This is a genomic window from Mycoplasmopsis citelli (assembly GCF_900660645.1).
GTDB lineage: Bacteria > Bacillota_I > Bacilli_A > Mycoplasmatales > Metamycoplasmataceae > Mycoplasmopsis > Mycoplasmopsis citelli.
The window spans coordinates 619,835-646,464 of the sequence record NZ_LR215036.1; the positions used below are offsets into that span (position 1 = coordinate 619,835).

Sequence of the window (26,630 nt, forward strand, 5' to 3'; positions counted from 1 at the left end):
GTATTTTCCCAAAAATTTGTATTATAATAAATTATATATATATATATATATATATCGCAAGTTTTTTGTAAAAATTTCCACATTCAAAAAAACACTAAAAAAGCAAGCGGAAGCTTGCTTTTTTAGTCATTAAATTTATGTAATTTATTTACTTGGACTTTGAGGATTGGAAGGTGCTTTTGGTGTATTTTGACTTGTTTGTGAACTTTGTGTAGTTGTAAAAGTAGTTTTTGTTCCTAAAGATGATTCTTTATGAGCTTTTTGTGATTTTTCTACTTCTTTTGCAACAGAAGGAATCCATCCAAAACCAGGGAAATGAATTATACCTGGAATGGTGTTAACACTATCAAGTTTCTTTTTAACTTCCTCAGCTACTGATGGAATATATCCAAAGCCTGGAAGATGGAACAATCCTGGGATCGAGTTATCTTTAGGTTTGGCTTTTTTGCGTGCTTCTTCTAAATCTTTTCTAACTCACCCAAATCCAGGAAAATGTACTAACCCTTTAATTGAATTATCTTTTGGTTTCCCAGGAATTTCATCGTTATTTTGAGATTTTGTTTGTAAAACACTTAAATTTGAAAACAATTGATTAACTTTATCGACATTTACTTTCGGATCTTTATCGGTGTAAGTAAAAATATTGTTTGATTTTTGTTTTTGATCTTGAACATATTTATTGAGTTCTTCTTGGTTCATCGTACCAATTTTTTGATTAAGAGCTATTACTTGAGCATATGCATCTTGTAAAAATCAAACATCCTTTGAGAAATCTCATTTAGTATAATTTTTAATTTTTGAAAAACCTTTTTGATAAGATTTTTCAAGATTTTCAAAAAATTCATTATATTCTTTTACTGTTGGTAAATTTTTATAAAGGACAAGTTGTTCAAGATCTTGTCTTAATTTTTTGCCAAGATCGCTTTTAGCTGGTTGAATAATTTCAACACTTGGTTGTTCATTTTTAGTATCTTGGGAGCTAGTTTCTGATTGATCAGGTTTTTTGTCTGGTTTAGTACCTTCTTGACCTTTTGCAGAATTTGGTTTTTCTTCTTTAGGAGTATTATCTGTATGTTTATCAGGATTTTGGGTATCATCTGGAGCATTATTATGTTTTGATGGCTCTTCTTGTGTTGAGGAACTTGTTTCATCTTTTGGTTTTGGTGGTTCAACTTGTTTTTCGGGTGATTTATCTGGTTGCGGTTGAGACTGAGCTGGAGGTTGGTCTTTATTTTGTGAGCTTGAGCAAGAAACTGCAGCAATTGATGCTGCTACAGGGGTTACAAAAAGCAATCAAAATTTTCAAAAATTATTTCTTTTCATAGCAATATTATATATATATATATATATATATATATATATATATAATCAAAGCGTTTTTGTTGAAAATTTTAAATTTTTATACATAAAACATAACAAATCTTTTATTTGTTATGTTTTATCAAAATTAATACTTATTTTTTCGATTGACTACTTTGGGTTTGACCATTTCTATTATTTACTGCTGCTTGAGCATTTAGTTTGTAAACTACTTCATTTAATTTATCAGAATCAATTGAAGGTGTGTTTTCAGTTGAAGAAATGAAAATGTTATTTCCTTTGTCTTGTAATTCTTTTATATATTTAAGAAAATCTTCATAAAAAACCGAATCTTTAAATTTATCTTCTAATTCAGCTACTTGTGCATATAAATATTTTAAATTTCAAGCATTTAGCTTAAATTTTATTTTTGTTTCTAAAGGAGTTGATTCACTTACAAATTTTGCATCAGGAGTTGTATATTTTGTAAGATCGGTATCATATTGTGTTTTTGTGTTTCCTGATTTATAAAAAAGAAGTTCTTTGAGCTGTTCTTTTAGTTTTTTAACATATTCTTCTTTGGCACTTTTTTGTGGATCCACTTTTGGTTGTTGTTCAGTTTCTTCTTGCTTTGAAGAATTACCATCACCTTGATCTGTTGGTGGTGTTTCTATGATTGTTTCTTCGGTTTTTTGTGGATTTTCAGTAGGCGGAGTAATTGAACCTTCTGGAGTTGTATCTTCTTTTTTAGTAGTGGTTTCTCCAGAAGTTGCAGGTGGATTAGTTTCGCCTTCAGGGTTTGGTTTTTCACCTGTCACTGGTGGATTTGTTTGTGAACCTTCAGGATTTATCGGATCTTTATCATCTCCTTTTGGAGGATTCATAGGTGTTGGCGGTTCGGTAACTTCAGGTTTTCCTGGATCTTCTTTAATTTGTGATTTAGCACACGAAATTGAAGCTACTGTAATAGCTATAGGAGAAGCTAAAAGTAGTAAAGATTTTCAAAAATTATTTCTTTTCATAGCAATATGATATATTAAAAAAAAAAAAAAAAAAAGATTTTTTTACAAATTTTCACATTTTACGATAAAAAAGTATAAGTAAACATACCTATACTTTTTGAAATTTATAAATATTTAATATTTTTTAACTAGTTGGAGTCCCGCTAGCTCCCGAAGGGCCCGAAGATGCAGGTGTAGCTGGTGCGGACCCTGGATTTGAAGTTCCTCCCTGAGCGTTATTTGTTGACGATGCCGCAGAGGTTGCACTTCCTGAAGAAGGAGTTGAAGCCATCATTTTAGGCTGATTTACTTGTGTTGAATCAAGTAATCCGGTAGTTCGTTGAAGTTCTTTTTTTATTTTAATATCTTCGGCTTGCATATCAACAGATCCACTAGTAATTATGTTTAAAAATAGTTGATTTATACTTTGATAATCTAATGAAGGTTCTTCAACAGATTTTACAATATTATTTTCTCTATTTTGTTGTTCTTTAAGATATTTCATTAACTCAAGATCGTTCATAGTATTTAAATTTGCATCTAGTACCGCTATTTGTGCATATGCAAGTTTAAGTTTTAAAAGATCTCTGTTAAAATGTTCTTCTGTATATTTATCTTTGACATAGTCTTCTTTCTTTAAAGACGCCAAAAGCTGATTATATTTTTGAGTTGTATTCCCTCTTGAATAAAGAGATAGATTGCTTAATTGTTGAATTACTTTTTGAACATAAGGGGTAAGCAATACTAATTTTGAACCTAAAGCACTACCTTTAGTTGTAAAGGTAAATCTAGGATTAATGTAATATTTTTCTTCGACCTTTTTAGCATTTTGTGAATTTAATTTACTTTGTAATGAATTAATTTCTAAAACATTAACTGTTGTAACTTCATTTTCAACTTTAAAAATTGAATCGCCTTGTGATTTTAATGAATCTATATATTCTTTAACTTCTGCATCACCTTTAGTTTTTAAAATTTCTAATAAATCTAATGCTTGAGAATAATATTTTTCTAAAAGAGTGGTGTCTTTTTCAAATTGTTCAGCAGTATATTTTGAATTAACAAAGGAATCTTTTTTATCTTTGAGATTTTTAAAGTATTGAGCATAATCTTCTTTTGTATATTTTTCATTATAAAGTGAAAGTTTTTGAATTTCAGCTTTGAGTTGTTGAAATGACGCAGATAAAGAAGGAGCAGTCCCAGTGCCTGGATTAGGAGCTGGGGTTCCTTTGCCTTTTTGGTCATCTTTATCATCTGTTTGTGGTTTTTGATCTGAAGGATTTTGAACTTCCGGTTGTGGTTGTGTACCAGGTTCTTGATTTGATTGTCCTTCCCCATTATTAGGTGGAGGGGTTGTCTCATTACCAGGGGTTCCTTGAGAATCGCCGTCCTTTTGAGGTGGGGTTGTTGGACTTGAACAAGATACTGAAGCTATTGAAATAATAGCAGGAGTTGCTAATATAAATAAATGTTTTAATAATCTGTTTCTTTTCATAGTATCCTTATTATATATATATATATATATATATATAATGGAAACATTTTCTTATAAATTTCCACATTTTAATTGATAATTTGTCTTATAAAAAGTGCTGATAGCACTTTTTATAACATTTTTAACATTTACTATACGTACCCTGATTATTTTACAACATGTTCTGTAATTTTAGTGTTTTCAACTACAAGGAATTTATCGCCTTTACGTGGACTAAAAGGAGATAGAGCGTCTTGACCATTGCTATGATCAGCTTTAATTTCAGCAAATAATTTTGCTGATTCTAAAGAAACATAAACTCCTGAATATATTCCAAAGCCATTGAGCAATAATTGATCATCAACAATTCCTACTACAGTGGCATTTGGTCTAAATTTAGCAATTGATTTAATTAAAGTTCCAGTTTTTGAAAGGACCACAACGAACTTATACTCACCAGTTTTGGTACGATTTGCAATTGAATATGCAATTAAAGTTCTTACGTCATTAGCATCTGAATTCTTTAAGTTCATATCAAGTTGTTTGTCATAATATTGTCTTGAGTAGAATTCTTTTTCGGCTTTTTTGCTAATAGCTGTCATAGTTTTAACAGCTTCAAGTGGGAATGAACCATTAGCGCTTTCTCCTGAAAGCATTGTTGAATCAGCTCCAAGCTCAACAGCATAATACACATCAGTTACTTCAGCTCGAGTTGGATGAGGAGTATTTTCCATTGAATCAAGCATTTGAGTTGCAACAATAACTGGTTTCCCAGTTTCACGACATTTTCTAATAATTCGTTTTTGATAATATGGAACATCATAATAAGGAATTTCAAGCCCTAAATCTCCACGTGCGACCATAATTCCATCTGAATATTTGATAATTTCATCAATGTTTTTTACTCCTAAATATGATTCAATTTTAGAAATAATTTGCACATGTTTTCCATTATTATCATCAAGTAATTTTCTTAGTTCTAAAACATTTTTTGCTGAATTAACAAATGAAGCCGCTACATAATTAATACCATTTTTAATTCCAAATAAAACATCACTAACATCTTTATCAGCTAAAAATGGTAAGCTAAATTCAACCCCTGGTAAATTGATACGTTTATTAGTTTTTAAGGTGTGAGTGTTTTCGGCTTTAACTTTAACATAACCTTGTCCCACTTCTTCAACAACTGTTGAGAGTTTTCCATCATCAAGCAATACTTGATTTCCAACTGCTAGATCTTTAGACATATCATAAGCAACAGTAATTTCAGTTGAACTTCCTTCTAAAGATTGATATTTATCTGCAGTTGTATATACAGTTATGATGCTTCCTGACTTAATAACTTGAGCTCCATCTTTCATTTTTCCAACTCGAATTTCTGGACCTTTAGTATCAAGCATTATTGAGAGGGGAATTGCTAAGTCTTTTGATAATTTTTTAGCGATTAAAAATTTGTTTAATTGTTCTTCTTGACTTCCGTGTGAAAAATTAGCTCTAACACAAGTAACTCCATTTTCTACAAGTGATTTTAACACTGAATAACTATCACTTGAAGGGCCAATTGTGGCAACTAATTTTGTTCTTTTTTGTACATGCATTTTTACTCCTTGTAGTTATAATATCTATATTATTTTACCAATTTAATGGACTAAATCTTTTGAAAAATTGCAAAATCAATTCTTAAAAAGGTAAAAATTCCACATTTTTTGGTTTTAAAAGTTGAAAAATAGTGCAAATTTTGCACTATGAATTTTTAAATTGATCTTTTTTAAGTTTAATTAAACCGGTATAAATTAGTAATTGTTGCGAAGAATAAACATCATATCTAAAGATAACTTCATCGCCATTTTTGTTAATGTTTTGTTGGAATTTATAAGTATTCCCAGCTGGGATATTATCAAGTTTTAATTCTTTAAAAAGCGATGTTTTTAAATCATAAGATTTTTCAATTTCTTCAAGAGTTAACTCAGAAAGTTTCTTGGTAACTGCACTTAAAGATACTTTGTTTCCTCAATCATTTTTAATGTCAAAGTAATTTTGTAAATTTACCGAAATTTCTGGACCAAAGAACGATTCATTAGTTGATGATAACGTTGAAATTTGATCTAAATTATTTAAATTAGCAAAGTTTACTTTAGCTAGTAAATACGGTTTAATTGTGATGTTTTTATCATCAAAACTTACAACGCTTTTTGAATAATCAATTAAGGTTGAATTAGGTAAATCAAAACTTACAATTGATTTTAAAAGAGCTTCTTTATCATTTGTATTATCTTGATTATATTTATCCTTTATTTGTGTTAGTGAATTAAAATCTACCAGTCCATGAAGCTTAGCGTCTGCAGAATTTACAAATAAATATTGCTTTTGGCTCTCAAAATTTACTTTTTTAAAGCCTTTTAAAGTGAAAATTTTTTCAGTTTTTTGAGGGGTCCCAATTTTAGAAATAAAATCAGTTAGTGTTACTTTTAAAAACAACTCTCCTTCTAAATCATTAGCATATGAATGAAATTCGATTAAAAATTTATCTTTAAAAGCATTTAATAATGTTCCATTTTTAGCTCTAAGGATAAATTCTCTTTGAGCTAAATCGCTTGAAGTAGGAAAATTTTTAAAGAATAATTCTTCGGTTCAATATTTGGAATTTACCTGAATATTGTGAGTTTTATTTTCAGTAGCATAATCAGAAGCTAATAAAGTAGATAAATCTTTATTTGAAGTAAATTCAAAATCTGCTAAAGTAGCATTTTTAACACTGCTACTAGAATTTTTAGAAATAGCTACTGATGTACCAATAATTGCTGCAAGCAATACTGATGCAGTTCCTCCTAAAATTATCATTTTGAATTTATCAGTGATTTTTTTCATCTTCAGCTCCTAAAATACTATTTATAAAGGTAATTAAATCAGCAATTCCAAATTTTGTTTCACTAGAAACAAAATAGGTGTTGGTAAAATTATATTCTTTAACTGATTGTTTGTGATTTTTAAGTAACTTACTTTTTTCTGATTGTTTAAGTTTATCTAATTTAGTATAAACAATCGTAAATGGGATCTTGTTAATAGTTAAAAAATTAATAACTTGTGAGTCAATTTTAGTAATCCCATGTCGAGCATCAAGAAGCAAAAATAAATTGTCTAAATTTTGACGTTTAAGTAAATATTCTTCAATCATTAAAGTCATTTTTTCTTTTTGAGCATGCGAAAGTCGTGCGTATCCATATCCAGGTAAATCTACAAAAACTGCTCCATAATAATTTTCAAAGAAATTTAATAATTGGGTTCGTCCGGGGGTTTTAGAAACTTTAGCAAGTTTTGAATTGTTTGTTAAAGCATTAATTAAAGAACTTTTACCCACATTTGAACGACCCCAAAATGCTATTTCTTTATTTGGATGTTGATACCAATTAGAAATATTTGAAGAAGATTTGATAAATTTAAACATAATTACTTATTTAATCTTTCTTTGTGTCGAATTAGTGTTGATGAATATTTAACACTTTTATAATTTGGAATTATTAAAATTGTTTCAAGTTTAGAATTTAAATGTTTGTTTCCGGCCGCAAGCTCAAGTTCATAGTTAAAATCGTGATTATCTCTAGCACTTCGAATGATAAAATTAGCATTTAATTGCTTAGCAAAAACTGCAGTAAATTCATTTTCATTCATTAGAACTTCTACATTTTCAAAATTAGCAAGTTGTTTTTTAGTGTTTGAAAATCTCTGATTAATATCACTTTGATTTTCTTTGTCAGGATTATTGGTAACAATCACATAAACTTTATCAAACAAAAGAAGTGCTTTTTTTAAAATTTGAATATGACCTTGATGCAGGGGGTCAAAGCTTCCTGGGTAAATTGCTTTTTTAACTTTCATATAGTTTTAATGCGTCTTTAGCAATTAAAAGTTCTTCATTGGTACGAACTACGTACACAGGAATTTCGCTTTCTGAAGTAGTAATTAATTGGTATTCTCCAATTTTTCCTTCGTTAGCATTTTTGTCTAAAATAATATTTTTAAAGTGTAATTTACTTAACACTTTTTCACGAATTGCCACTGCATTTTCACCAATTCCTGCTGTAAAAACAATAGCATCAATTTTTCCACCTAATTTGTTAAAGTACATTGCAGTGTAATCAGCAATTTTTTGAGTGTACAAATCAATAGCAAATTGAGCATCAGCATTTCCTTGCTTTGCTTGTTCAGTTACATCACGCATATCTGAAGAAATTCCCGAAACTCCAAGTAGGCCACTTTCTTTATTTAGCATGCTGGTAAATTCTGAAATACTCATTCCGTTTTGCTTCATCACAAATTCGTGAATTGAAGGATCAATATCTCCTGAACGAGTTCCCATCATAATTCCAGCTAGTGGAGTTAGCCCCATTGTAGTATCAAAAGATTTTGAATCTTTAACTGCACAAAGTGAAGCACCATTTCCAATATGTAAGTTAATAAAAGTAACTTTTTCTTTGTTTAAAATTTCTTGTAATTTTAAAGTAATATAGCGATGGCTAATTCCGTGTGCTCCATAGCGTTTAATTTTATATTGTTCGGTTAATTGTTTAGGAATTGGATAGGTATTATTAACTTTATCAATAGTAGTATGAAATGCGGTATCAAAATTAGCGCTTAATTTAGCATTTGGAAAGACTTTTTTAAATCCATTCATGGCTTGAACTGCTCCAGGATTATGAAGCGGTGCATAAATTGAACATTGATCAATAATTTCAATGGCTTTATCATCAATTTTTGAAGATTTTGTAAAAAATTCTCCACCTTGAACCACTCTAAAACCAATATATTCAATTTCGTTTTTATCTTTGATTAAATTAATTTCTTGCATTAATTTATATACTTCTTCTACGGCTACTTCATGGTTTTCCATTTTAACTTCTTTTTCGAATTTTTGTGTAGTTTTAATAGTAATATTACCCATTGGAAGAGTAATTCTTTCAGCAAGTCCTGTAGCAATAACATTTAAAGTGTCTTTTTCAAAAAGACTCATTTTAATTGAGCTACTTCCAGCATTAATAACTAAAATTTTATTCATCTTTATTTACTTCCTTCGCTTTGTAATGCAGTAATTAAAACAGTATTTACTACATCATTTACTGTTGACCCTCTTGAAAGGTCATTAACTGGTTTTTTAGTACCAACTACCACTGGACCAATAGCTCCATAACCAGCAAATCTTTGCACTAATTTATAACCAATATTTCCTGCATTTAAATCTGGAAATACAAGCACATTAGCTGATTGATTGAAACTTTCGCCTTTATATTTAGCTTTTCGAATTTCTAAATCAATAGCTGCATCAAGTTGAATTTCTCCAAGAGCTTTTTGAGTTGCTTTTTCATTATATAAATCAGTTGCTAATTTGACTAATTCTGATTCAGGGGTTTTAGCTGAAAAGCTAGTTGAAAAAGATAAAAAGGCCACCTTAGGGTCAAATCCCATTTGAGTAGCAAAATCTTTTGCATTAAGGCCAATTTCAGCAAGTTGTTCAGCTGTTGGTTTAACATTAACTGAAATATCTGAAAAAATGAAATTTTGTTCGTCTTTATGCATAATCATAGCCGAAGAAATAGTTTTAGTTCCTTCTTTTGGACCAATAGCTTTAAAAGCGGCTCTTAAAATATCAGCTGTAGCATATTTTAATCCCCCAACAACTCCATCAGCTTGACCAAGTGCAAGAAGCATCATAGCATAAAAAGGTCTAGTTGATAATGCTTTTTGAGCTTGTTCAAGGGTTTCTTTTCCTTTTCTAAGCTCTACGTATTTAGCTGTTAAATGCTCAAGTTTATCTTTATCTTCGAAAATATTAACAAAGTTAAATCCCTCAACTTTGTCTTTATCATCTTCAACTAATAAAATAGTTTTAATGTTTGAATGCTTTTGTAACTCTTTAGCCGCTTGAACCATTCTTGGATCATCTCCATCAATTAAAACAATGGTTTTTTGACTAGCTAATTGTTTTACTTTTGTTTGTAGTGATAATTCAAAATTCACAATTACTCCTTTAAATCAATATACTATCTATTTTATTCTTTTCTAAAAAAGATATTTTAAAAATCCTTATAAACTTATTTTTGTTGGAAATTAGTGTAAAAAGGAAATATTTTCAATAATTTTTTGGATAAAAAATTTCTTTTATTTGTAATTTGTTTATTAAAATTTTTTATAAATTTACTATTTTCATTAAAATTTTACAAGAACAGTTTCATTATATATTTACACATATATAATTATTCTTATGAACAAAAGTAGCTACTTGAAAAAATTATTAATTTTAGTAGGTCCAATTACTTTAATAGCAACATCTGCTTCTTGTGAAAATAAAAATGCACAATCAGTAAAAGAAAAAGAAAATCTAAATTCAGATTCTAAAAATTCTGGTGTTTCTCAGACCCCGCAAAATAGTTATTCTCCACAAAATTCAACAAAAGAAGACGCCAAAAATAAAAATATTAAAAATGTAAATAATGGCGATCCTTCAAAAGCTCAAGCACCAAATCCAAAAACAGAAACTTTAGATAATGAAAAGCAAAATTCAGATTCTGTAAATTCTAAAGTAACAAAAATAAATTCTGAATCAGATCACAAAGAAACACCTATGTCTAAAGATAATCAAAAATCTCAGGAGGCTAAACCAGATAAAGAAAATGGAGTTTCGAGCAATCCAAAAATTAAAGACACAACAAAATTAGACAAAAAAGAAAATAGCGATACTGTAACATCTCAAGAGCAAAACAAAGCTACTAAAACAGAAGAAACTAAAGTGGCAAGTGAAAATCAACCAGAAAAAGAGCAAAAAGGCAACTCTCAACTAGTTTCTGAGCAAAATTCCAATAATTCACAAAAAGAAACAGAAAAACAAAAAACCAATGAAACAAAATCTCCTGTAGTTGCAAAAGAAAAAGACAAAAATAATGCTCAATCTGGTCAAGAATCTCCAGAAAAACAAGTCCAATCAATAGAAATGTCTGAATCTGAGAAAAACCAAAAAGAAACAGATGAATATAAAGTTTTAAACACAAAAAATCTAGCAGAACTAAACCAATTCCTTGAAACAAAGCCCAAAAACGCTAATATTCAATATGTTCAAAGATATAAAGCATTTGACGAAAATGATAATTGAGGATTTGGATTTGCAGGATATGATAATAAAAACGAAAACAAAATGTTTCTTCTAAAAGCTAATTATGTCAAAGATATTAAGCTTTCAAAAGGTAACAAAAGTTCCAAAAACAAAAAGGATCAAAAATACATCTCAGCTAGTTATGACAAAAACACCGGAACTGTAACACTAACAGTAAATAAAGGTTCAAAACAAGAAACTTTAGTTATTCGGCTTGTTTAAAAGTTAAAAAACTCTTAAATAGCAAGGTTTTAAACCTGCTATTTTCATTATTTATTAAAGCTTTATTTTTAATTGTTAAAAATAAGATAAAATTTATAATATAAGCATTTTTTATGCTTAAAACGTGTAAATTCATTATAAGGAGAATTATGTTTAATAAAGCTGTTGTAGATATTGGAGGAACTAATACTCGCTTTGCAATTATTGAAAACAATCAAATTATTTTTAAAGAAAAATTTACAACCAATCCAAAAAATGCCTTTGAAACACTAAATAAAATTATTGTTTTAGCTCAAAAATTTAAAATAAAAACACTAGCAATGTGTTTACCTGGGCCAGCAAATTATGAGCAAGGAATTATTTTAGAAACTCCTAATTTACCAAGTTGAAGTAATTTAAATGTTAAACAACATCTATTAAATAATTCTAATATTGAGCAAATTATTTGTGAAAATGATGCTAATGCAGCAGCTTTAGGAGCTCACCGTCGATATAATAAAGTAGGCTCATACACACAGTTTTTCACTTTAAGTACTGGTTTTGGAGGGGGATTAGTTATTAATGATCAAATTATCACTGGATATAATCATCAAGCTCAAGAAATAGCTAAATTACCCCTTGGACCAAGCTCAGAACCTACTTTCCATTTAAGTCCTTATGCTAGCGAAATTTATCTTTCAGGAAGTGGATGATCGCTACAAGCAAAAGAAAAAGGATTTAATGTAACTGCTAAAGAAATTTTAAGTGATTATCATAATAACTTAAAATATGCTCATGAAATTGTAAGTAATGCTATTTTTACTTTAACTAAAGTTATTGCAACAACTGCATGTTTAATTAATCCGAATTTAATTGTTTTTAGTGGACCGATTGCAGTTAATGCTCCTTTTATTGTTGAAGAAGCTTTTGCTAAAGCAAAACAACTAATGTGAGCTTCACAAACACAAGTTTTAGATTATAAAATTGATCTTTTAGGTGAAGATTTAGCACTTTTTGGATTGCATGAATTAATTTAAAAATAAAGGACAAAAATGAATCAATTAGAATTAGATTTGCAGTATTTTGATATATTGGGTTGAATTTTTGGAGCTAGCACACTTTTATATGTAATTATTAGTATCATTGCTAGTGATTTATTTTTTAAATCATCACCTAAAATTGATGCAAAGTTAATTAATATGAGTTTACAAAAAAGTGAATTTGTTCTAAAAGATCAAATCCAAGTACACCCATTCTTTGAACAAGGAGTAAGTTCAATAATTTTATTAGTCAGAAAAATTAACATAAGATTAACAATCTCAAGTTTAATTTGCTTATTAGGCTCTACACCAATTATAGGATATTTAATTTGACTTGCAGTTAATGAAATTGTTGTTTTTGTATTTACGGTATTAAGTTGAATAATTATTATTGCTACGGTAGTTTTATCAATAATTTTGCTTAGTTTTTCAATTTTTAGGAATATAAAAATCCAAAAGCTAAAATTGTTGCTAGAAAACATAATTGTTAATGAAAAGGCTCTGCTTTTTGATGCAAATTTAGATCAAAGTCCCGATCATTTTCAAGAAAATAATCCTAATTCAGTTTTTACTAATTATCTACATAAATTAACACTTAATGAACAAATAATTACTAAAAAATTTCACAAAACCAAAGATCATGGTCAATCAGTTTTATATTTAATGTTTGTGTATTCAAATTATAAAAATCAAAAGTTTTATTCACCCAAATATCATGAAAATATGAAATATTTTTTAGAAAAATTTTCAAAACTTAATAAGCAAAATAACAATAATAAGAAGGGTTAAATAATGAATTCATTTGACTATACAACTATAAACTTATCAGTTGGTATTGGATTATTTTTTCTGGCATATGCTTTGGTAATTTATATTATTTTTAAAACTAGAGACAAAAATAAATATGTAGAAATTTTCAAAGCTGTTTATTTCAAAATTGAAAACATTTTATCATTTAAAAATGATTTAGTATTTGATAAGCGTTTTTTAAAAGGATACGAAATTATTGAAAAAGAAGTAGTTAAAATGAATAAACGTTTTTTATATGCTTTTACAATTAGTGTTTTAATTATTGTAGCTCAATTAACAAATTCAATTGTTTTTGTGGTAATTGACAAAATGGAAATTAGTTACTTTAGTGTTTTATTTGTTACTGCTGTTACTATTTTTTCATATTTTTATTATCCAGTGTTTTTTAAATTTAAAAAATTTAAGCAAATGCTTGAAAAAATTACCTTTAAAGAGATTGGATTGCTCTCGTTAAATTATGTAGAAGGCCAAATTGACAAAAATAATTTAAAAAATTTTAGACTTTATAATGATAAAACTGTCAATATATTAGATTTAATTGATGATCATCCGTTAGATTATATTGAAATTCTTTATTTTATAGCTGCTGGATCAGAATTTTTAAGCAATAACTCTAATTTCAACGTTCAAAATTACAAAATGCTTTATGATAAAATCAACGAATTAATCCGTGAAAACAATCAATAAGTAATTAAAAAGATAATAATTAGATTTTAAAGAAAAATGTGGAAAAAATTTTCAAAAGTATTTTTTACTTACTTTTTTATAAAATTAAATTAATTAAAAAATTAATAAACTAAGGAGATAAATCATGAAAAACATGTTTTTTAAAATCGGCGGGCCTATAGCTAATGTTACTCAACTTTCATCAGTAGTTGCAAATAATGTTGATACAAGTAAATTAACATCAGTTCAACGACCTAAGACCGATGTTGATGATAAGTTTGTTCAAGAACTAAGTCAGGAATTACAATTTAAAAATAAAGATGTAATTGATAAAATTACAAATTTAATGGTTGAACAAAATGCTTCATCATTAAAAATGAGCAAAGAACTTCAAAAAGAGGATGTGCAAGCTTTTGCTAAATCATTTCTAAATAAGTTATTAAAAGAAAGGAAAATCACTCAAGAACAATACAATAGAGCTGTAAACACACCAATTTCTGAAAAATCATTTAAAAAGTTTAAATCTGAACTAAGACATTATTATAAAGATGTAAAAGATAATATTGATAAAGCTGCAAAAACAAAAGAGTTCCAAGAAAAACATCGCTGAGAAATTGTTAACTCAGAAAAAGGTTATCGTTTAAACATAGTTGATGGAGAAATTAACTCTAAAAAAGCTTCATTAGAATCTGAAAATTTAAGAGAAACTGTTAAAAAAATGATGGAAGCTAGAGATGAGCTTAAAAATAATCTAAAATATTGAATACAATATAAGAAAAGACTTGTTGCTGCTAGCATCGGAATTGGTGTAACTTCAATAGTAACTGGTTTCTTTTCGTTCTTTTTTCCTTTTTTAGCTATTGTTTCTGTAGCGACCGCAACATCTTCACTTATTTTAAATCAATGGACTAAAGGGATTGAAGAAAACATTAGAATTGCTCAAGAAAAACTCGATTCTTACAAGGAATTAATCTCTGATTCAAATGATACCGAATCAGGAATAGTAAATATTCATGCACTTTTTTGAGGTGTAACTTCAATAGGTAAGTCTTGAATAGATGTTGATAATCTTACTCAAAAAGACAATATCAAATACATAAATTATGGATTTAAACAACTAGGTCTTAAAAAAGGGCTAGTTAATTTTATTAAAACCGCCTCTAAAAGTTTTACTTTGTTTGCAATAGCAAATGATGCTGTTCAACTTGGTTTTAGTGTAAAAGATTTTATTAATTTAAACAACCAATTAGACAAAATAAATAAAAAAGAGGAAGAAATTAATCGTAAAATAATGTCAATAACTGAAGAAATTAAAGAATTTAAAAAATATGGATGAACTGTAATTAACGAAACAGAACAAACAGATTATTATTGAAATGGTGGAAGAGGCGGAAAAAACTTAGTTTTTAGAAACCAACAAACCGGAGAAGAAAAAACAATTCAAGAAATGTTAAAGACTCCTGATTGACAACTAAGATTTTGAGGCTTACAAAAAGTTCATGACAAAATAAAAGGCGATTATATTAGAAAGCTTAGAAATGACACCAAAGAAGATAACTTAGGATAATTAATGTTAGAAAAAAATGATAATGCAACTTTAACAATTTCAATAATTATTATTGTAGTATTTATATTATATTTAATGTTAAGTTCAATTAATAATTTAGCTAATTTAGGAAGGTGAAAATTTATCACTAGTTTAATTGATTTAGTTATTCAAAAAATAAAATTTAACAAAGAAACTTGAATGTTAGATAATAAACTGAAAAGAGCTTGCTTGGATCTGGTGATAAGAACTAGGTACTACAAAAAATTTATATGGCTTGATTGGCTTATCCATTTGATTTTATGACTTTTCTTTCTTATTTTAACAATCCTTTCTGAAACTGTTTATCAGAATAAATCACTTATTATTCATTATTATGTAATGCCATTTTTACTTGGAACAAGCCCTCTTTGATGACTTTTATTTTTAACTTTAGTTCTATATAAATTTTATAAATTGGAAGACTTCATCAAAAAGAAAGGTATTTGAAATCTAAAAGACATTAAGACTCAAAAAAGCAAAAAAGCAACAAATAAAAAAGATGACGAAACTGAATCTTATATAAATAAAGAATGAGTTAAATTTATATGGGTTACTGAAGGAATGGTTTTTAAAAAAATGAAGTCATTTATTACCAGAGATGAATCTATACGATATTTTTTAGGTGAAAAATCCAAGTCAATCATGTACATCTACAGATATGATATTGATAATTATAAAGCGCCCTATTTTGTTTTCGAGCATCAACAAATGATTAAAAATTATGAGGAAGTAGAGTGGAATTAGAAGCAAAAATATATTTTATACTGTTTATAATAACTTTTATCGTTTTAATTTTCGATCATATAACTATTATTCATACTGAATGAAAAAAAATTGAAAAACATATAATTATAATTACGATTAAAAAAATCAATTTTGTTTTAAAAAATAATATTAAGGTTCACCCTTTGTTTGGAGAATCAATTAATTCTCTTTTTTCCATTATCAAAATAGGAAATAAAAACATTCTTTTTAAAAATTCTTTCACTTTTATATATTTTGCTGGGTTGTTGTTTTTTATGATTTTGGCACCTATTTATAATTTATTTTATGACGTTTTTTATATTATTATTTTAATAATTGAAATTTTTTGATTTCTAAAATTTATTTATTTGATATATCTTTTATTTTCAAGAAAAACTATTGCTAAAAAACTAAAAACAATAAGTCAAAAATTAAGTTTAAATTATAACTCAAGTTTATTTGGTCTAGAAATTAGTAAAAAAGAAATCAATGAAATAAAACACAGTGGATCTTTTGAAAATATAGATGAAGCAAATATATTTTTACATTCTATTAAAAATGATTTTGAAATATATATAGTTTATAAACCATGAAAAGACTATGATTTATTTAAAGGTGGTAAGCAAAAAATATTGCTTAATCGAGATATTTTAGTTAACAAACTTAATTGAAACAAACAACACGCAAGGCATGTCCATTATTTAATGCTTATTTACTCCAATTATCAAAGTGAAGAATTTTATAATCGAAATTATAAAGAGAATATTAGATACTTTTTAGAATTAGAAAAATATAATTAAGATTAATTAAAGAAGTAATTAAAATCTGTTTTTCAATTTAAATTATCTTATCTTAAAACACTATAATTTTTAATAAGCGATTTTAATACTTTTTAATTTAAATTTCAAAAATGCTTTCAATAATAGAATAATTAAATAAAAAGGATTAAAAAGATGAATTCATTTTACTATGGTACTATAAGTTTTTCAATTGGAGCTTCTTTGTTTTTGATAGCAATTGTTTTAATATTTTATTTTGTTTATAAATCCATTGATAAAGATGAATATAGAAAAATTTTTAAAGCTGTTTATATTAAAGTTGAAAACGTTATATCATTTAAAGATAATTTAATTTTTGATAAAAAGTTTTTAAAAGGATGTGAAATTATCAAAAAAGAAGCATAATAAAATGAATAAGCATCTTTTATATCTTTTTTCGATTCATATTTTAATAATTTTAGCTCAATTTACAAATTCCGTTTTTTATAATAATTGACAAAACAGAAACTTATTATATTGATTTTTTATTTGCTACTGCTATTATTATTTTTTTATATGCATATGATCTAATGTTTTTTTGAGTTTAAAAATTTCAAAAAATGCTTGAAAAAATTACCTTTAAAGAGGTCGGATTGCTCTCGTTAAATTATGTAGAAGGCCAAATTGACGAAAATAATTTAAAAAGTTTTAAGCTTTATAATGATAAAACTGTCAATATATTAGATTTAATTGATGATCATCCGTTAGATTATATTGAAATTCTTTATTTTATAGCTGCTGGATCAGAATTTTTAAGCAATAACTCTAATTTCAACGTTCAAAATTACAAAATGCTTTATGATAAAATCAACGAATTAATCCGTGAAAACAATCAATAAGTAATTAAAAAGATAATAATTAGATTTTAAAAAAATGTGGAAAAAATTTCCAAAAGTAAGTTTTTACTTACTTTTTTTATAAAATTAATTTAGTTAAAAAATTAATAAACTAAGGAGATAAAACATGAAAAACATATTTTTTAAAATCGGTGAGCCTGTAGCTAATGTTGCTCAACTTTCATCAGTAGTTGCAAATAATGTTGATACAAGTAAGTTAACATCAGTTCAACGACCTAAGACCGCTATTGATGATAAGTTTGTTCAGGAACTAAGTCAGGAATTACAATTTAAAAATAAAGATGTAATTGATAAAATTACAAATTTAATGGTTGAACAAAATGCTTCATCATTAAAAATGAGCAAAGAACTTCAAAAAGAGGATGTGCAAGCTTTTGCTAAGTCATTTCTAGATAAGCTATTAAAAGAAAGCAAAATTACTCAAGAACAATACAATAGAGCTATAAATACACCAATTTCTGAAAAAGCATTTAATAAATTTAAGTCTGAATTAAGGCATTATTATAAAGATGTAAAAGATAACATTGATAAAGTAGCAAAAACTAAAGAATTTCAAGAAGAACATGACTGAGAAACTGTTAATGAAGAAAAAGGTTATCACTTAAATATTATTGAAGGGGAAATTAATTCCAAAAAAGTTTCATTAGAAGCCGAAAAACTCAGACAAACTGCTAAAAAAATGATGGACCTTAGAGATCAAATTCAAAATAACTTAAAATATTGAATTAAATATAAAAAAATATTAGTTTCTGCTAGTATAGGAGTAGGTACAACTTCTATACTAGTTAGTGCATTTTCCTTAATTTTTCCGTTTTTTGGTGTATTTGCTGTTACTGTAGTATCTGCAACAGCTTCGGTAACTTCTTTTGGTTTAAGTATATGAATTGATATAATACAAAAAAATATAGATCTTGCTAAAAATAAAGTGAAAAAATATATACAATTAATTTCAAATTCAACAGATATAGAATCAATATTAGTAAAAATCCACGGTTATTTATCAGATTCAATATCAATTGTAGATTCAGGAAAAAAGATTTGAAAGATTAAAAAAAGTAAAACTAAAATTTTAGACAAAAAAATACAACCTAGTAAAAATGTAATTAAAGGCGGTTCTGGAATCTTATCTAAACTATTTCGTAAAAAATTTACTTTATTTTCAATAGCAAACGATGCTGTGCAATTTGGTTTTAACATAAAAGAATTAGTAAATTTAAACAATCAAATTACACAAATTAATGAAAAAGAAAAAGAAATAAATGAAGAATTGCAAGGAATAAGCGAACAAATAAATGATTTTAAAAAATATGGATGAACTGTAATTAATGAAACAGAACAAACAGATTATTATTGAAACGGTGGAAGGGGTGGAAAAAATTTAGTTTTTAGAAACCAACAAACCGGAGAAGAAAAAACAATTCAAGAAATGTTAAAGACTCCTGATTGACAACTAAGGTTTTGAGGTTTACAAAAAATTCATGACAAAATAAAAGGCGATTACATCAGAAAACTTAGAAACGATACCAAAGAGGATAATTTGGGGTAATGATACAACACTTAAAAGCTGGATATTAGAAATTCGAACTTAAGGAATTGATATCAAAAATTTATTGAAGAATATTATTTTTAATTAATAAGAAATTAAATCTCTTTGATATTTCCCTAAAAATGTTCTAATTGATTTATAATGATAAAGATTACAAAATATTTTATATAATGTTTTTATACTTGATAATAAGAGACTAATTAGTCTCTTATTATTTTAAAACACAAATTATTAGTCAAAAATTAGGATAATTAATACTTAATTTTAGGTATTTTAAAATTTACAAAATTGATTTCTTAAATAATTCTAATATAATTAATAAAAATAATAAAATTATTTAAGATAAAAATGTTTTATTTATATTAAAAGTATTTATTAAACAAACACAATTAAAGGCGAAAATGGAAAATAATTTTGTTTCTAATATATATGTGTTAATCATTATTTATATTGTTTATAACATCCTTAGAATATTTTTTATTTACTTCTTACCTTTGATAAAAATTAAATTTTTTATTCAAATATTTGATTTATTTTTTCTTAAAATAAAGTACAATTCAAAAACTTGATTTTTAGATGAGTTATTAAAAGAAGCTATTTTAACATTAATAGGTAAAATAAAATATCAAAAAAGGTACCTTTGAATTAATTTAATCTTTGAGTCTATTATAAACATAGCCACTGCATTAAGTGTTTTTTTAGTATTTTTGCATAGTTATCAATGACCACATTGACGATTATCTATATCTTTTTTACTTACTTTTTTTTGAGCAATTAGCAATATTTTTTACTTAATAATTCTTCTTTATAAAATTTGAAAATTTGAAAATAAATTTAAGAAACTTAATTTTTTAAATTTAGAAAAAATTAAACCTATTAAAAAAAGTCGTGGAAATAAAGATGTTTTAGAATTAAATTTTTTATTTATACTTAAAAATATTTATGGTGAAAAAATGCAAAATATCATTTTAAACGCAAAAGATATTAGTAATTTCTTTGGTAAAGAGGCAAAAGTAATTATGTATATTTATAGATATGATATAGATAACTTTAATGCTCCATATTTTGTGTTTGAAAATGAACAAATGATAAAAAATTACGAGGAAGCACAATGATAAAATTTAGTTCCGCTGTTGCTTTTATTATTTTTCTAATTGATTTTATTTTTTTAGTTATAGTTTTATTTGAATTCTTTTATTCTACGCTGAGAGTGATTCAAAATCATTGATTAAAAAATGCAATTTCAAAATCATTTTTTTCACTTCAAAATAATCTAAAAGTTCACAATTTCTTTCTCCGTGCAATTTTGGTTATCAAAGAATCGATTATAAGCACCAATAAAAAGATGGTATATAAATTTTTAATAGGCTTTTTTTATTATTCGATAACCTTTTGATTAGCTTTTAATCCTAACGATTTTAAAACAGATTTTCAAATTTTTCAATTATCTATGTATTGTATTTGAATTGTTATATGATTTCCTTTGTTATTTTTTGCTCTTTTAAGGTATATTAAAATTAAAAAAGTGATAAAAATTTCAAACAATTTAATTTTAGATAATCAAAATATATTATTTAATGTCGAATTTCCTAATGATAAAGATATTTTAGAAATACTTCACAGTGGAACTATTGAAAATTTAAAAAACGGAGAATTTTCAAGTAAAAAGAAAGAAGAAAATTATATAATAAAGCTTCTTTATATTAAAATTAATACCTCTAGAATTTATAGCATTTATGATATAAGTAAAGAAAAGCTTTTACTTAATAGAGATTTTATCGCCTATAACTTAAATGGAGATAAGCAAAAAGCAAGATATATTCATTATTTAATGATTGTATATTCTAATTATCAAAACGAAAAATTTTACATTCCTAATCACCAAGATAATATGCAATATTTTATGCACTTAGAAAAATATTATCAATAAAATTGATTATTTTAGAAAGATAATATTGATTTTTGTGATTAGAAAATTATGAACAAATATTAAAACAAGCACTAGCTTGTTTTAATATTGCAAAATTGCTATAATTTTAAATAATGAGGTGTTTTAGATGCACATAGCTATATCTTTATTTTTATTTGTATTACTTATACGTCGTCAATAATAGCATATACAATGGTAAGAAATTTTGAAAAATGACAATTTCACATTCGTTTAATTAATTTGTTATTTTTCAAAATTAAATTTAACAAAAATACTTGATATTTGGATGCTCTCTTAAAACAAGGGGTGGTTGAGCTTTTCAAAAAACAAAGCTGTATAGTAAAACTGTTTTGTTTGACTTGTTATTAAGAATTTTAATTTTAATTATTTTAACTATTATTCTGACTTTAAGTTATATTTTAAATTTTGTTATCGAACCAACAATTACATCTATAGTAGTTTTTATTGGACCAATTCCTGGAACTTTGACTTGAAGTGGATTTTTTTGTTTTTTATTTGTAAAAGTTATTCTTTCCAAAAAAGATTGAAAAAATACAATCTTTTTGATTTTAATCAAATTCAAGAAGTTAATAAAAAAACAAAAATTAATAATGCTTTTGATAAAGAAGACCAAGAATGCAAATTTACATGAATTTCTAAAAGTATAGTTTCTAAAAAATTATTAACATCATTATAAATTTATCGAAATTTAGAGGATGTAACAAAAGAGATTATGTACATTTATATATACGATATTGATAATTTTAATGCACCTTATTTTGTGTTTGAACATAAAGAAATGCTCAGAAAATTTAAGGAATTGTAATGGATTTTATCGCTTGAAAATATCTATCAGAGTTTGGCACTATATTTGGAATTAGTTTTTTTAATTTAGATATTTTTTCAGGAATTACCCCTCGTTTATTTTCTATATCCACAAAAAAATTTGATGATAATCTAATTGATCTGAGTTTGGCAAAAGCAAATTTTGTTTTGGAAAATAATTTCAACGCTCATCCTTTCTTTATTAAGGGAATAGATTCTTTTGCTTATTTAATAAAGAAAGTTAATTTCAAAATAATTTTAATAACTTTGTGAATTTTACTTCCTGCTTTAGGAGTAATAAGTTTTTTAATTTGAGCCTCATTAAATCAAATTAATGACTTTGTTTTCGGAATGATAAGCTGAATAGTTAGTTGTTTTTCCTTGCTAATAGCAACATTTTTAATTCATTTAATTATTAAGAGATATTTGAAAATTAAAAAAATAAAAAATTTATCTAAAAAGCTTGTTGCTAACTCCAAATTAAAACTTTTTGATTTTGATTTAGAAAAATATTCTAAGAATTTAAGCAATAAAAATGATCATGAAAAATTCTGACAAGAAAATTTAATGGAGACAAAAATCATTTAAGATATGTTACTTATTTAATGATTGTTTATTCAAATTACAAAAATCAAAAATTTTATAATTCTTATTATCAGAAAAATGCTAGATATTTTTTAGAATATGAAAGCTATTATCAGAGATTTAAATAAAAATAAATATAACTTTAACAATTATTTATAATATAAATATATTTATTTTAAAAAAAAGGGGGGGTGGAGTAAATGGATATTGATTATTCTCTTATATATTTAGGAATAAGCTTATCAATTTTTGTTTTAGGTTTTCCAAGCATGATATTTCTTCTTTTGAAAAATAAAAAAGATTTTAAATATGGTCGTATCCTTAACTTCTCTTATAAGAAAATCTCTTTTTTATTTTCAATTAATATAAATTTAAACTTTAATAAAAGATTTTTAGACGGATATAGTGCAATTAAAAAACGAATAATTAAAAGCAATAAAAAGCTTTTATGAATTCTTTTATTATATACATTGATTTTTTTATTACAATTAATAGCATCGATTATTTTTATTGTTTTAGTTGAATTAAAATTATTTTATTTTATTATGCCTATTTTATTTGGTACTTTTGCTTTTATTTTTAATTTATATATTTTTAGTTTTAAGTTTAAAAGATTTGAAAAACTATTTGAAAAAATTTCTTTTAAAAATGAAAATTTAATTCCTATTTATTTTAAAAAAGGTAAAAGTAGAAAAGTCGATTTAAGAATTTTTGAATTTTATAACAATGAGGTGGTAAATTTATTAGAAATAATAAAGAGAGATCCTTCAGAATCTGTAAATATTCTTTATTTTATGGCTGCTGGAACAGAGTTTTTGCAAAGTAATTCAAGTTTTAATGATCAAAACTACAGAACGGTTTATGCTAAAATTGATCAGTTAATCAACAAAAAGAACCAATAAATTTATTGATAAAATTTAATTAAAAGGAAAAATTTAGGTTAGAATGGCAGTCAAATTAAAAGATATTGTAATTATCTTATTTATTTTTTATGTTGTTGTAAAACAGATTTTAGTATACACAAAATTTTATTTTATGTGAAAGTTTTATATCCATTTAAGTGATTTGTGTTTTTGAAAGATAAAGCATAATCAAAATAAATGGTTTTTAGATTTGCCTTTAAAAAACGCAACTTGGACTTTATTAAGAAAAAATCAATATAACAAGAATTTAATTATGTTGAATTTAGCGCTTGATTTTATTATTAGTTCAATTATTCTTTTTATTGTTTTTTACATTAAAGTTAATGCAAATGAAAAATTTTTAGCATCAATAAGTGAAATATTTTTGTGAATTGCTATCGCAATTATTATAATAGAAGCATTCTTATCTGCAGTTGCTCTTTTTAAATTTTTTCAATTTAAAAAATATGTTCAAGAGCAAAATCTTTTTGACTTTAAAAAACTTCGCCCTTGAAAAAACACCAAATCACTTTACATGCAAAAGACAAATAATGCTTTTACAATTGTTACAAAAGAAATTTTTAAACCTAAAGTTAAAACTTTTATTTTAAACGAAACAATTGTACAACGTTTTTTAGGACTTCAAACTAAAGAGCTAATGTATATTTACATATATGATATTAATAATTTCTATGCTCCTTATTTTGTGTTTGAACATAAACAAATGCTAATAAATTATAAGGAAGCACAATGATAGATTTTAGTTATTTGAAAAGCATAATTATCATCATAGATATTGGAATGATTATATATTCAATAGTAAATTTGTCGTTTCTTTGATGATTAAAAATTGAAAACACTTTAGTTGAAATATCGTTTCAAAAAACAGATTTTGTTTTACTAAATAAAAGTAAAGTTCATCCTTTCTTTTTAGCGGGTATTGAAAGCGTTATTTTGATAGTTAAAAATAGCAACAAAAAACTAATTTACCAAAAAATGCCAGATTTTTTATTTTTTATTTTTTTTGTAATTTTATTTCGAATTAACGGATTTAATCAATCGGCTTTAGAATTTACTCACTTATTTTTATTTATTATTTGAGCATTTTTTGGATCACTAATGCTAGTGTTAATCTTTCTGAGAAATATGAAAATAAACAAATTATTAAAAGTATCCAAAAAAATAATAGTTAATAAACAAGCTCCATTATTTAATTTAAAAATCAGCGCCGATCCAAATGAAATCTTATACCATAGTGGTGCTGTTGCTAATATTGAAAATTTTAACTGAAGTTCTTCAAGTATAACAAATGATAAAAATTTAATAGATTCTTCAACTAATTATGAAAATTATAAAATCAACATTGAAAAACTACTCTTAAATCGAGATATTCTTTCTTATAAATTAAATGGTAACAAACAACAAGCAAGGTATATTCATTACTTAATGGTTGCATATTCAGATGATGAAATGCAAGAATTTTATAATCCTCTTTACGAAGATAACATCAAATATTTTTTGGAACTAGAGCAATATTATTCAAATTAAAACAAGTGATGGCTTCATTTTTAGATAATAAAAGTTTTTTTAAGTAAACAATTGTATTATTTTTCATGCAAGAAATTATTTTAATTTAAAAGATAATTTAGGATAATTAAAAAATGAATGACTCTGTTTTTATAATTTCGCTTGTTCTTATTTTAACTTATGGTTCATATGCAATATTATTTTTGTTTAAATATTCTGATATTTTAGGAAAATGAAAATTTCTTTTATTTTTAGTTAATCTTTTCTTAGAAAAAAATAAATTTAACAAAAAAATTTGAACATTAGATAAGAAATTAGTTCAAGGTGTTTTAGATCTATATAGAAAAACTCAATACTATAAAAGATATATAATACTTGACTGATTTTTTCATTTAACATTAATAATTTCTGTGCTAGTTGCATGATTAATTAGTCATATAGCTTATGAATATAGTTTCTATGGACAAGATTTAGTTGCTCCTTTAATAATATTTACACTACCTCTTTGATGATTTATTTTTTTAAGTGTTATTCTAAATAAATTTTCTAAATTTAAAAAAGTAATATTAAAAAGTAATGCTTTTGATTTAAACAATATAGAACCTTTGCGCAGAGAAAAATTAAATCATTTTAAAAAAGCTGGCAAATCTTTTTTAATGAGAAATAGAGGTATTTTTTTATTAAAAACTAAAACTTTTATAATAAATGAAAACAATATTAAAGAATTTTTATCCAATCATATTAAATCAATTATGTATATTTATATTTACGACATAAAAAACCCTAAAGCTCCATATTTTGTGTATGAAAACGAAAAAATGATTCAAAATTACGAGGAAATAAAATGGGATTAACTTTTTTAATTTATGTTTTGGTTTTTGCTATATCTTTTTTAATTTTTATCATTGATAATTTTTTAATTTATTACACAAGATCAAAAATATTTGAAAACCAAATAGCTATTATTTCCATTAAAAAAATTGATTTTGTATTTAAAAATAAAATAAAAGTTCATGATCTCTTTGTCAATTCAATTTTTTCGGTTTTGTCAATAATAAAAAATAGTAATAAAAAAATTATTTTTCAAAACTTTTTTGTTTTTCTCTATTTTATTGGAACAGTAATTTTTTTAATTTTTGGATATATATATGATTTTTATATAGATCCTTTTTCAAGTTTAATTTTAGTATTTGAAGTTTTTTGAATAATAAAATTTTTTTATTTGCTTTATTTTATGTTTTCCAGATTTGCTATAACCAAAAAATTAAAAATCATAAGTAAAGAGCTAATTATTAAATCTGATATTAATTTATTTGATTTGAAAATTGAGCAAAAAGATGTTTTAAAAATAGAACACATTGGATCTTTTGAAAATATTGAAAGTGATAATTATTTTTTGCATTCACTTATATTTGATTTTTCGACATATAAAGACTATAAAATAAGAAAAAATAGTGATTTATTTAAAAATGACAAACAAAAATTTTTATTAAATAGAGATCTTTTACTTTATAAATTTAATCAAAACAAAGAGCAAGCACGACATATTCACTATTTAATGGTGGTTTATTCCAATTATAAAAATGAAGAATTTTACAATCCAAATTATGAAGATAATATGCGATATTTTTTAGAGCTTGAAAAGTTTTATTAAAAAGAAAACAAATCAAAATAAT

The 26,630-nt window shown here is 25.2% G+C and carries 28 protein-coding genes; 19 read left to right on the forward strand and 9 right to left on the reverse strand.

All coding sequences use genetic code 4. The annotated features are described in order from the left end of the window. Window positions 1–144: 144 nt before the first annotated feature. The 9 genes from EXC58_RS02090 to EXC58_RS02130 all read right to left on the reverse strand — a co-directional run bounded on the left by EXC58_RS02090 (window position 145) and on the right by EXC58_RS02130 (window position 9,786). Complete coding sequence (locus tag EXC58_RS02090) at window positions 145–1,323, reverse strand: hypothetical protein (protein ID WP_129725392.1); 1,179 nt, start codon at window positions 1,321–1,323, stop codon at window positions 145–147. Window positions 1,324–1,454: 131 nt separating this feature from the next. Then, window positions 1,455–2,321, reverse strand: a complete 867-nt coding sequence (locus EXC58_RS02095) for a hypothetical protein (RefSeq protein ID WP_129725393.1) — start codon at window positions 2,319–2,321, stop codon at window positions 1,455–1,457. A 124-nt stretch (window positions 2,322–2,445) separates the two neighbouring features. After that, a complete protein-coding gene (locus tag EXC58_RS02100; RefSeq protein WP_129725394.1) occupies window positions 2,446–3,795 on the reverse strand; it encodes a hypothetical protein in 1,350 nt (449 codons plus the stop codon). Between the two features lie 146 nt (window positions 3,796–3,941). Beyond that, window positions 3,942–5,372, reverse strand: coding sequence for a pyruvate kinase (gene pyk / locus EXC58_RS02105; RefSeq protein WP_129725395.1), 1,431 nt, complete (start codon window positions 5,370–5,372; stop codon window positions 3,942–3,944). Window positions 5,373–5,517: 145 nt separating this feature from the next. Then, complete coding sequence (locus tag EXC58_RS02110) at window positions 5,518–6,642, reverse strand: MAG1430 family protein (RefSeq protein ID WP_129725396.1); 1,125 nt, start codon at window positions 6,640–6,642, stop codon at window positions 5,518–5,520. Next, window positions 6,623–7,219, reverse strand: a complete 597-nt coding sequence (gene yihA / locus EXC58_RS02115; RefSeq protein WP_129725397.1) for a ribosome biogenesis GTP-binding protein YihA/YsxC — start codon at window positions 7,217–7,219, stop codon at window positions 6,623–6,625. The genes EXC58_RS02110 and yihA overlap by 20 nt, the downstream gene beginning before the upstream one ends. A gap of 2 nt (window positions 7,220–7,221) precedes the next feature. Continuing rightward, entirely contained in the window at window positions 7,222–7,650 is a 429-nt protein-coding gene (gene coaD, locus EXC58_RS02120; protein WP_129725398.1) for a pantetheine-phosphate adenylyltransferase, read from the reverse strand. Further along, entirely contained in the window at window positions 7,640–8,827 is a 1,188-nt protein-coding gene (locus EXC58_RS02125) for an acetate/propionate family kinase (RefSeq protein WP_129725399.1), read from the reverse strand. Before EXC58_RS02125 ends, coaD begins: the two co-directional genes overlap by 11 nt. Before the next feature lie 2 nt (window positions 8,828–8,829). Next, window positions 8,830–9,786: a phosphate acetyltransferase gene (locus EXC58_RS02130; protein ID WP_129725400.1), complete on the reverse strand. Its 957-nt coding sequence runs from the start codon at window positions 9,784–9,786 to the stop codon at window positions 8,830–8,832. 262 nt (window positions 9,787–10,048) lie between these two features. Here EXC58_RS02130 and EXC58_RS02135 point away from each other — a divergent pair, with 262 nt between their 5' ends. The 19 genes from EXC58_RS02135 (at window position 10,049) to EXC58_RS02215 (ending at window position 26,608) form a co-directional block, all read left to right on the forward strand. Then, window positions 10,049–11,137 carry a hypothetical protein gene (locus EXC58_RS02135; protein ID WP_129725401.1) on the forward strand — a complete coding sequence of 363 codons (1,089 nt, stop codon included), beginning with the start codon at window positions 10,049–10,051 and terminating at the stop codon, window positions 11,135–11,137. 149 nt (window positions 11,138–11,286) lie between these two features. Further along, complete coding sequence (locus tag EXC58_RS02140) at window positions 11,287–12,153, forward strand: ROK family protein (protein ID WP_165177519.1); 867 nt, start codon at window positions 11,287–11,289, stop codon at window positions 12,151–12,153. A gap of 15 nt (window positions 12,154–12,168) precedes the next feature. Beyond that, window positions 12,169–12,945: a hypothetical protein gene (locus tag EXC58_RS02145; RefSeq protein WP_129725403.1), complete on the forward strand. Its 777-nt coding sequence runs from the start codon at window positions 12,169–12,171 to the stop codon at window positions 12,943–12,945. Window positions 12,946–12,948: 3 nt separating this feature from the next. Next, window positions 12,949–13,653, forward strand: coding sequence for a hypothetical protein (locus EXC58_RS02150; RefSeq protein ID WP_129725404.1), 705 nt, complete (start codon window positions 12,949–12,951; stop codon window positions 13,651–13,653). A 124-nt stretch (window positions 13,654–13,777) separates the two neighbouring features. Beyond that, window positions 13,778–15,199, forward strand: coding sequence for a hypothetical protein (locus EXC58_RS02155; protein WP_129725405.1), 1,422 nt, complete (start codon window positions 13,778–13,780; stop codon window positions 15,197–15,199). A gap of 3 nt (window positions 15,200–15,202) precedes the next feature. After that, window positions 15,203–15,964: a hypothetical protein gene (locus EXC58_RS02160; protein WP_129725406.1), complete on the forward strand. Its 762-nt coding sequence runs from the start codon at window positions 15,203–15,205 to the stop codon at window positions 15,962–15,964. Between the two features lie 368 nt (window positions 15,965–16,332). After that, window positions 16,333–16,764, forward strand: a complete 432-nt coding sequence (locus EXC58_RS02165; RefSeq protein WP_129725407.1) for a hypothetical protein — start codon at window positions 16,333–16,335, stop codon at window positions 16,762–16,764. A 153-nt stretch (window positions 16,765–16,917) separates the two neighbouring features. Beyond that, window positions 16,918–17,148, forward strand: coding sequence for a hypothetical protein (locus EXC58_RS02170; RefSeq protein ID WP_129725408.1), 231 nt, complete (start codon window positions 16,918–16,920; stop codon window positions 17,146–17,148). Window positions 17,149–17,342: 194 nt separating this feature from the next. Then, window positions 17,343–17,621 (forward strand): hypothetical protein, encoded by a 279-nt coding sequence (locus tag EXC58_RS02175; RefSeq protein ID WP_129725409.1) that lies wholly within the window; start codon window positions 17,343–17,345, stop codon window positions 17,619–17,621. Between the two features lie 124 nt (window positions 17,622–17,745). Beyond that, on the forward strand, window positions 17,746–19,185 hold the full coding sequence (locus tag EXC58_RS02180) for a hypothetical protein (RefSeq protein WP_129725410.1): 1,440 nt from the start codon (window positions 17,746–17,748) through the stop codon (window positions 19,183–19,185). A 953-nt stretch (window positions 19,186–20,138) separates the two neighbouring features. Then, the gene (locus EXC58_RS04700; RefSeq protein WP_165177522.1) at window positions 20,139–20,303 is read left to right on the forward strand and encodes a hypothetical protein; all 165 of its coding nucleotides are present in this window, start codon (window positions 20,139–20,141) and stop codon (window positions 20,301–20,303) included. A 407-nt stretch (window positions 20,304–20,710) separates the two neighbouring features. Next, window positions 20,711–21,115, forward strand: a complete 405-nt coding sequence (locus EXC58_RS02185; RefSeq protein WP_129725411.1) for a hypothetical protein — start codon at window positions 20,711–20,713, stop codon at window positions 21,113–21,115. A 544-nt stretch (window positions 21,116–21,659) separates the two neighbouring features. Further along, on the forward strand, window positions 21,660–21,812 hold the full coding sequence (locus EXC58_RS04705) for a hypothetical protein (RefSeq protein WP_165177525.1): 153 nt from the start codon (window positions 21,660–21,662) through the stop codon (window positions 21,810–21,812). Between the two features lie 128 nt (window positions 21,813–21,940). Continuing rightward, the gene (locus EXC58_RS02190; RefSeq protein ID WP_129725412.1) at window positions 21,941–22,528 is read left to right on the forward strand and encodes a hypothetical protein; all 588 of its coding nucleotides are present in this window, start codon (window positions 21,941–21,943) and stop codon (window positions 22,526–22,528) included. Window positions 22,529–22,995: 467 nt separating this feature from the next. Beyond that, the gene (locus EXC58_RS02195) at window positions 22,996–23,427 is read left to right on the forward strand and encodes a hypothetical protein (RefSeq protein WP_165177528.1); all 432 of its coding nucleotides are present in this window, start codon (window positions 22,996–22,998) and stop codon (window positions 23,425–23,427) included. Between the two features lie 274 nt (window positions 23,428–23,701). After that, on the forward strand, window positions 23,702–24,184 hold the full coding sequence (locus EXC58_RS02200; RefSeq protein ID WP_129725414.1) for a hypothetical protein: 483 nt from the start codon (window positions 23,702–23,704) through the stop codon (window positions 24,182–24,184). Further along, window positions 24,178–24,975, forward strand: coding sequence for a hypothetical protein (locus tag EXC58_RS02205; RefSeq protein ID WP_129725415.1), 798 nt, complete (start codon window positions 24,178–24,180; stop codon window positions 24,973–24,975). Before EXC58_RS02200 ends, EXC58_RS02205 begins: the two co-directional genes overlap by 7 nt. A gap of 113 nt (window positions 24,976–25,088) precedes the next feature. Then, entirely contained in the window at window positions 25,089–25,808 is a 720-nt protein-coding gene (locus tag EXC58_RS02210) for a hypothetical protein (protein WP_129725416.1), read from the forward strand. A 380-nt stretch (window positions 25,809–26,188) separates the two neighbouring features. Then, the gene (locus EXC58_RS02215; protein WP_129725417.1) at window positions 26,189–26,608 is read left to right on the forward strand and encodes a hypothetical protein; all 420 of its coding nucleotides are present in this window, start codon (window positions 26,189–26,191) and stop codon (window positions 26,606–26,608) included. Window positions 26,609–26,630 lie beyond the last annotated feature (22 nt).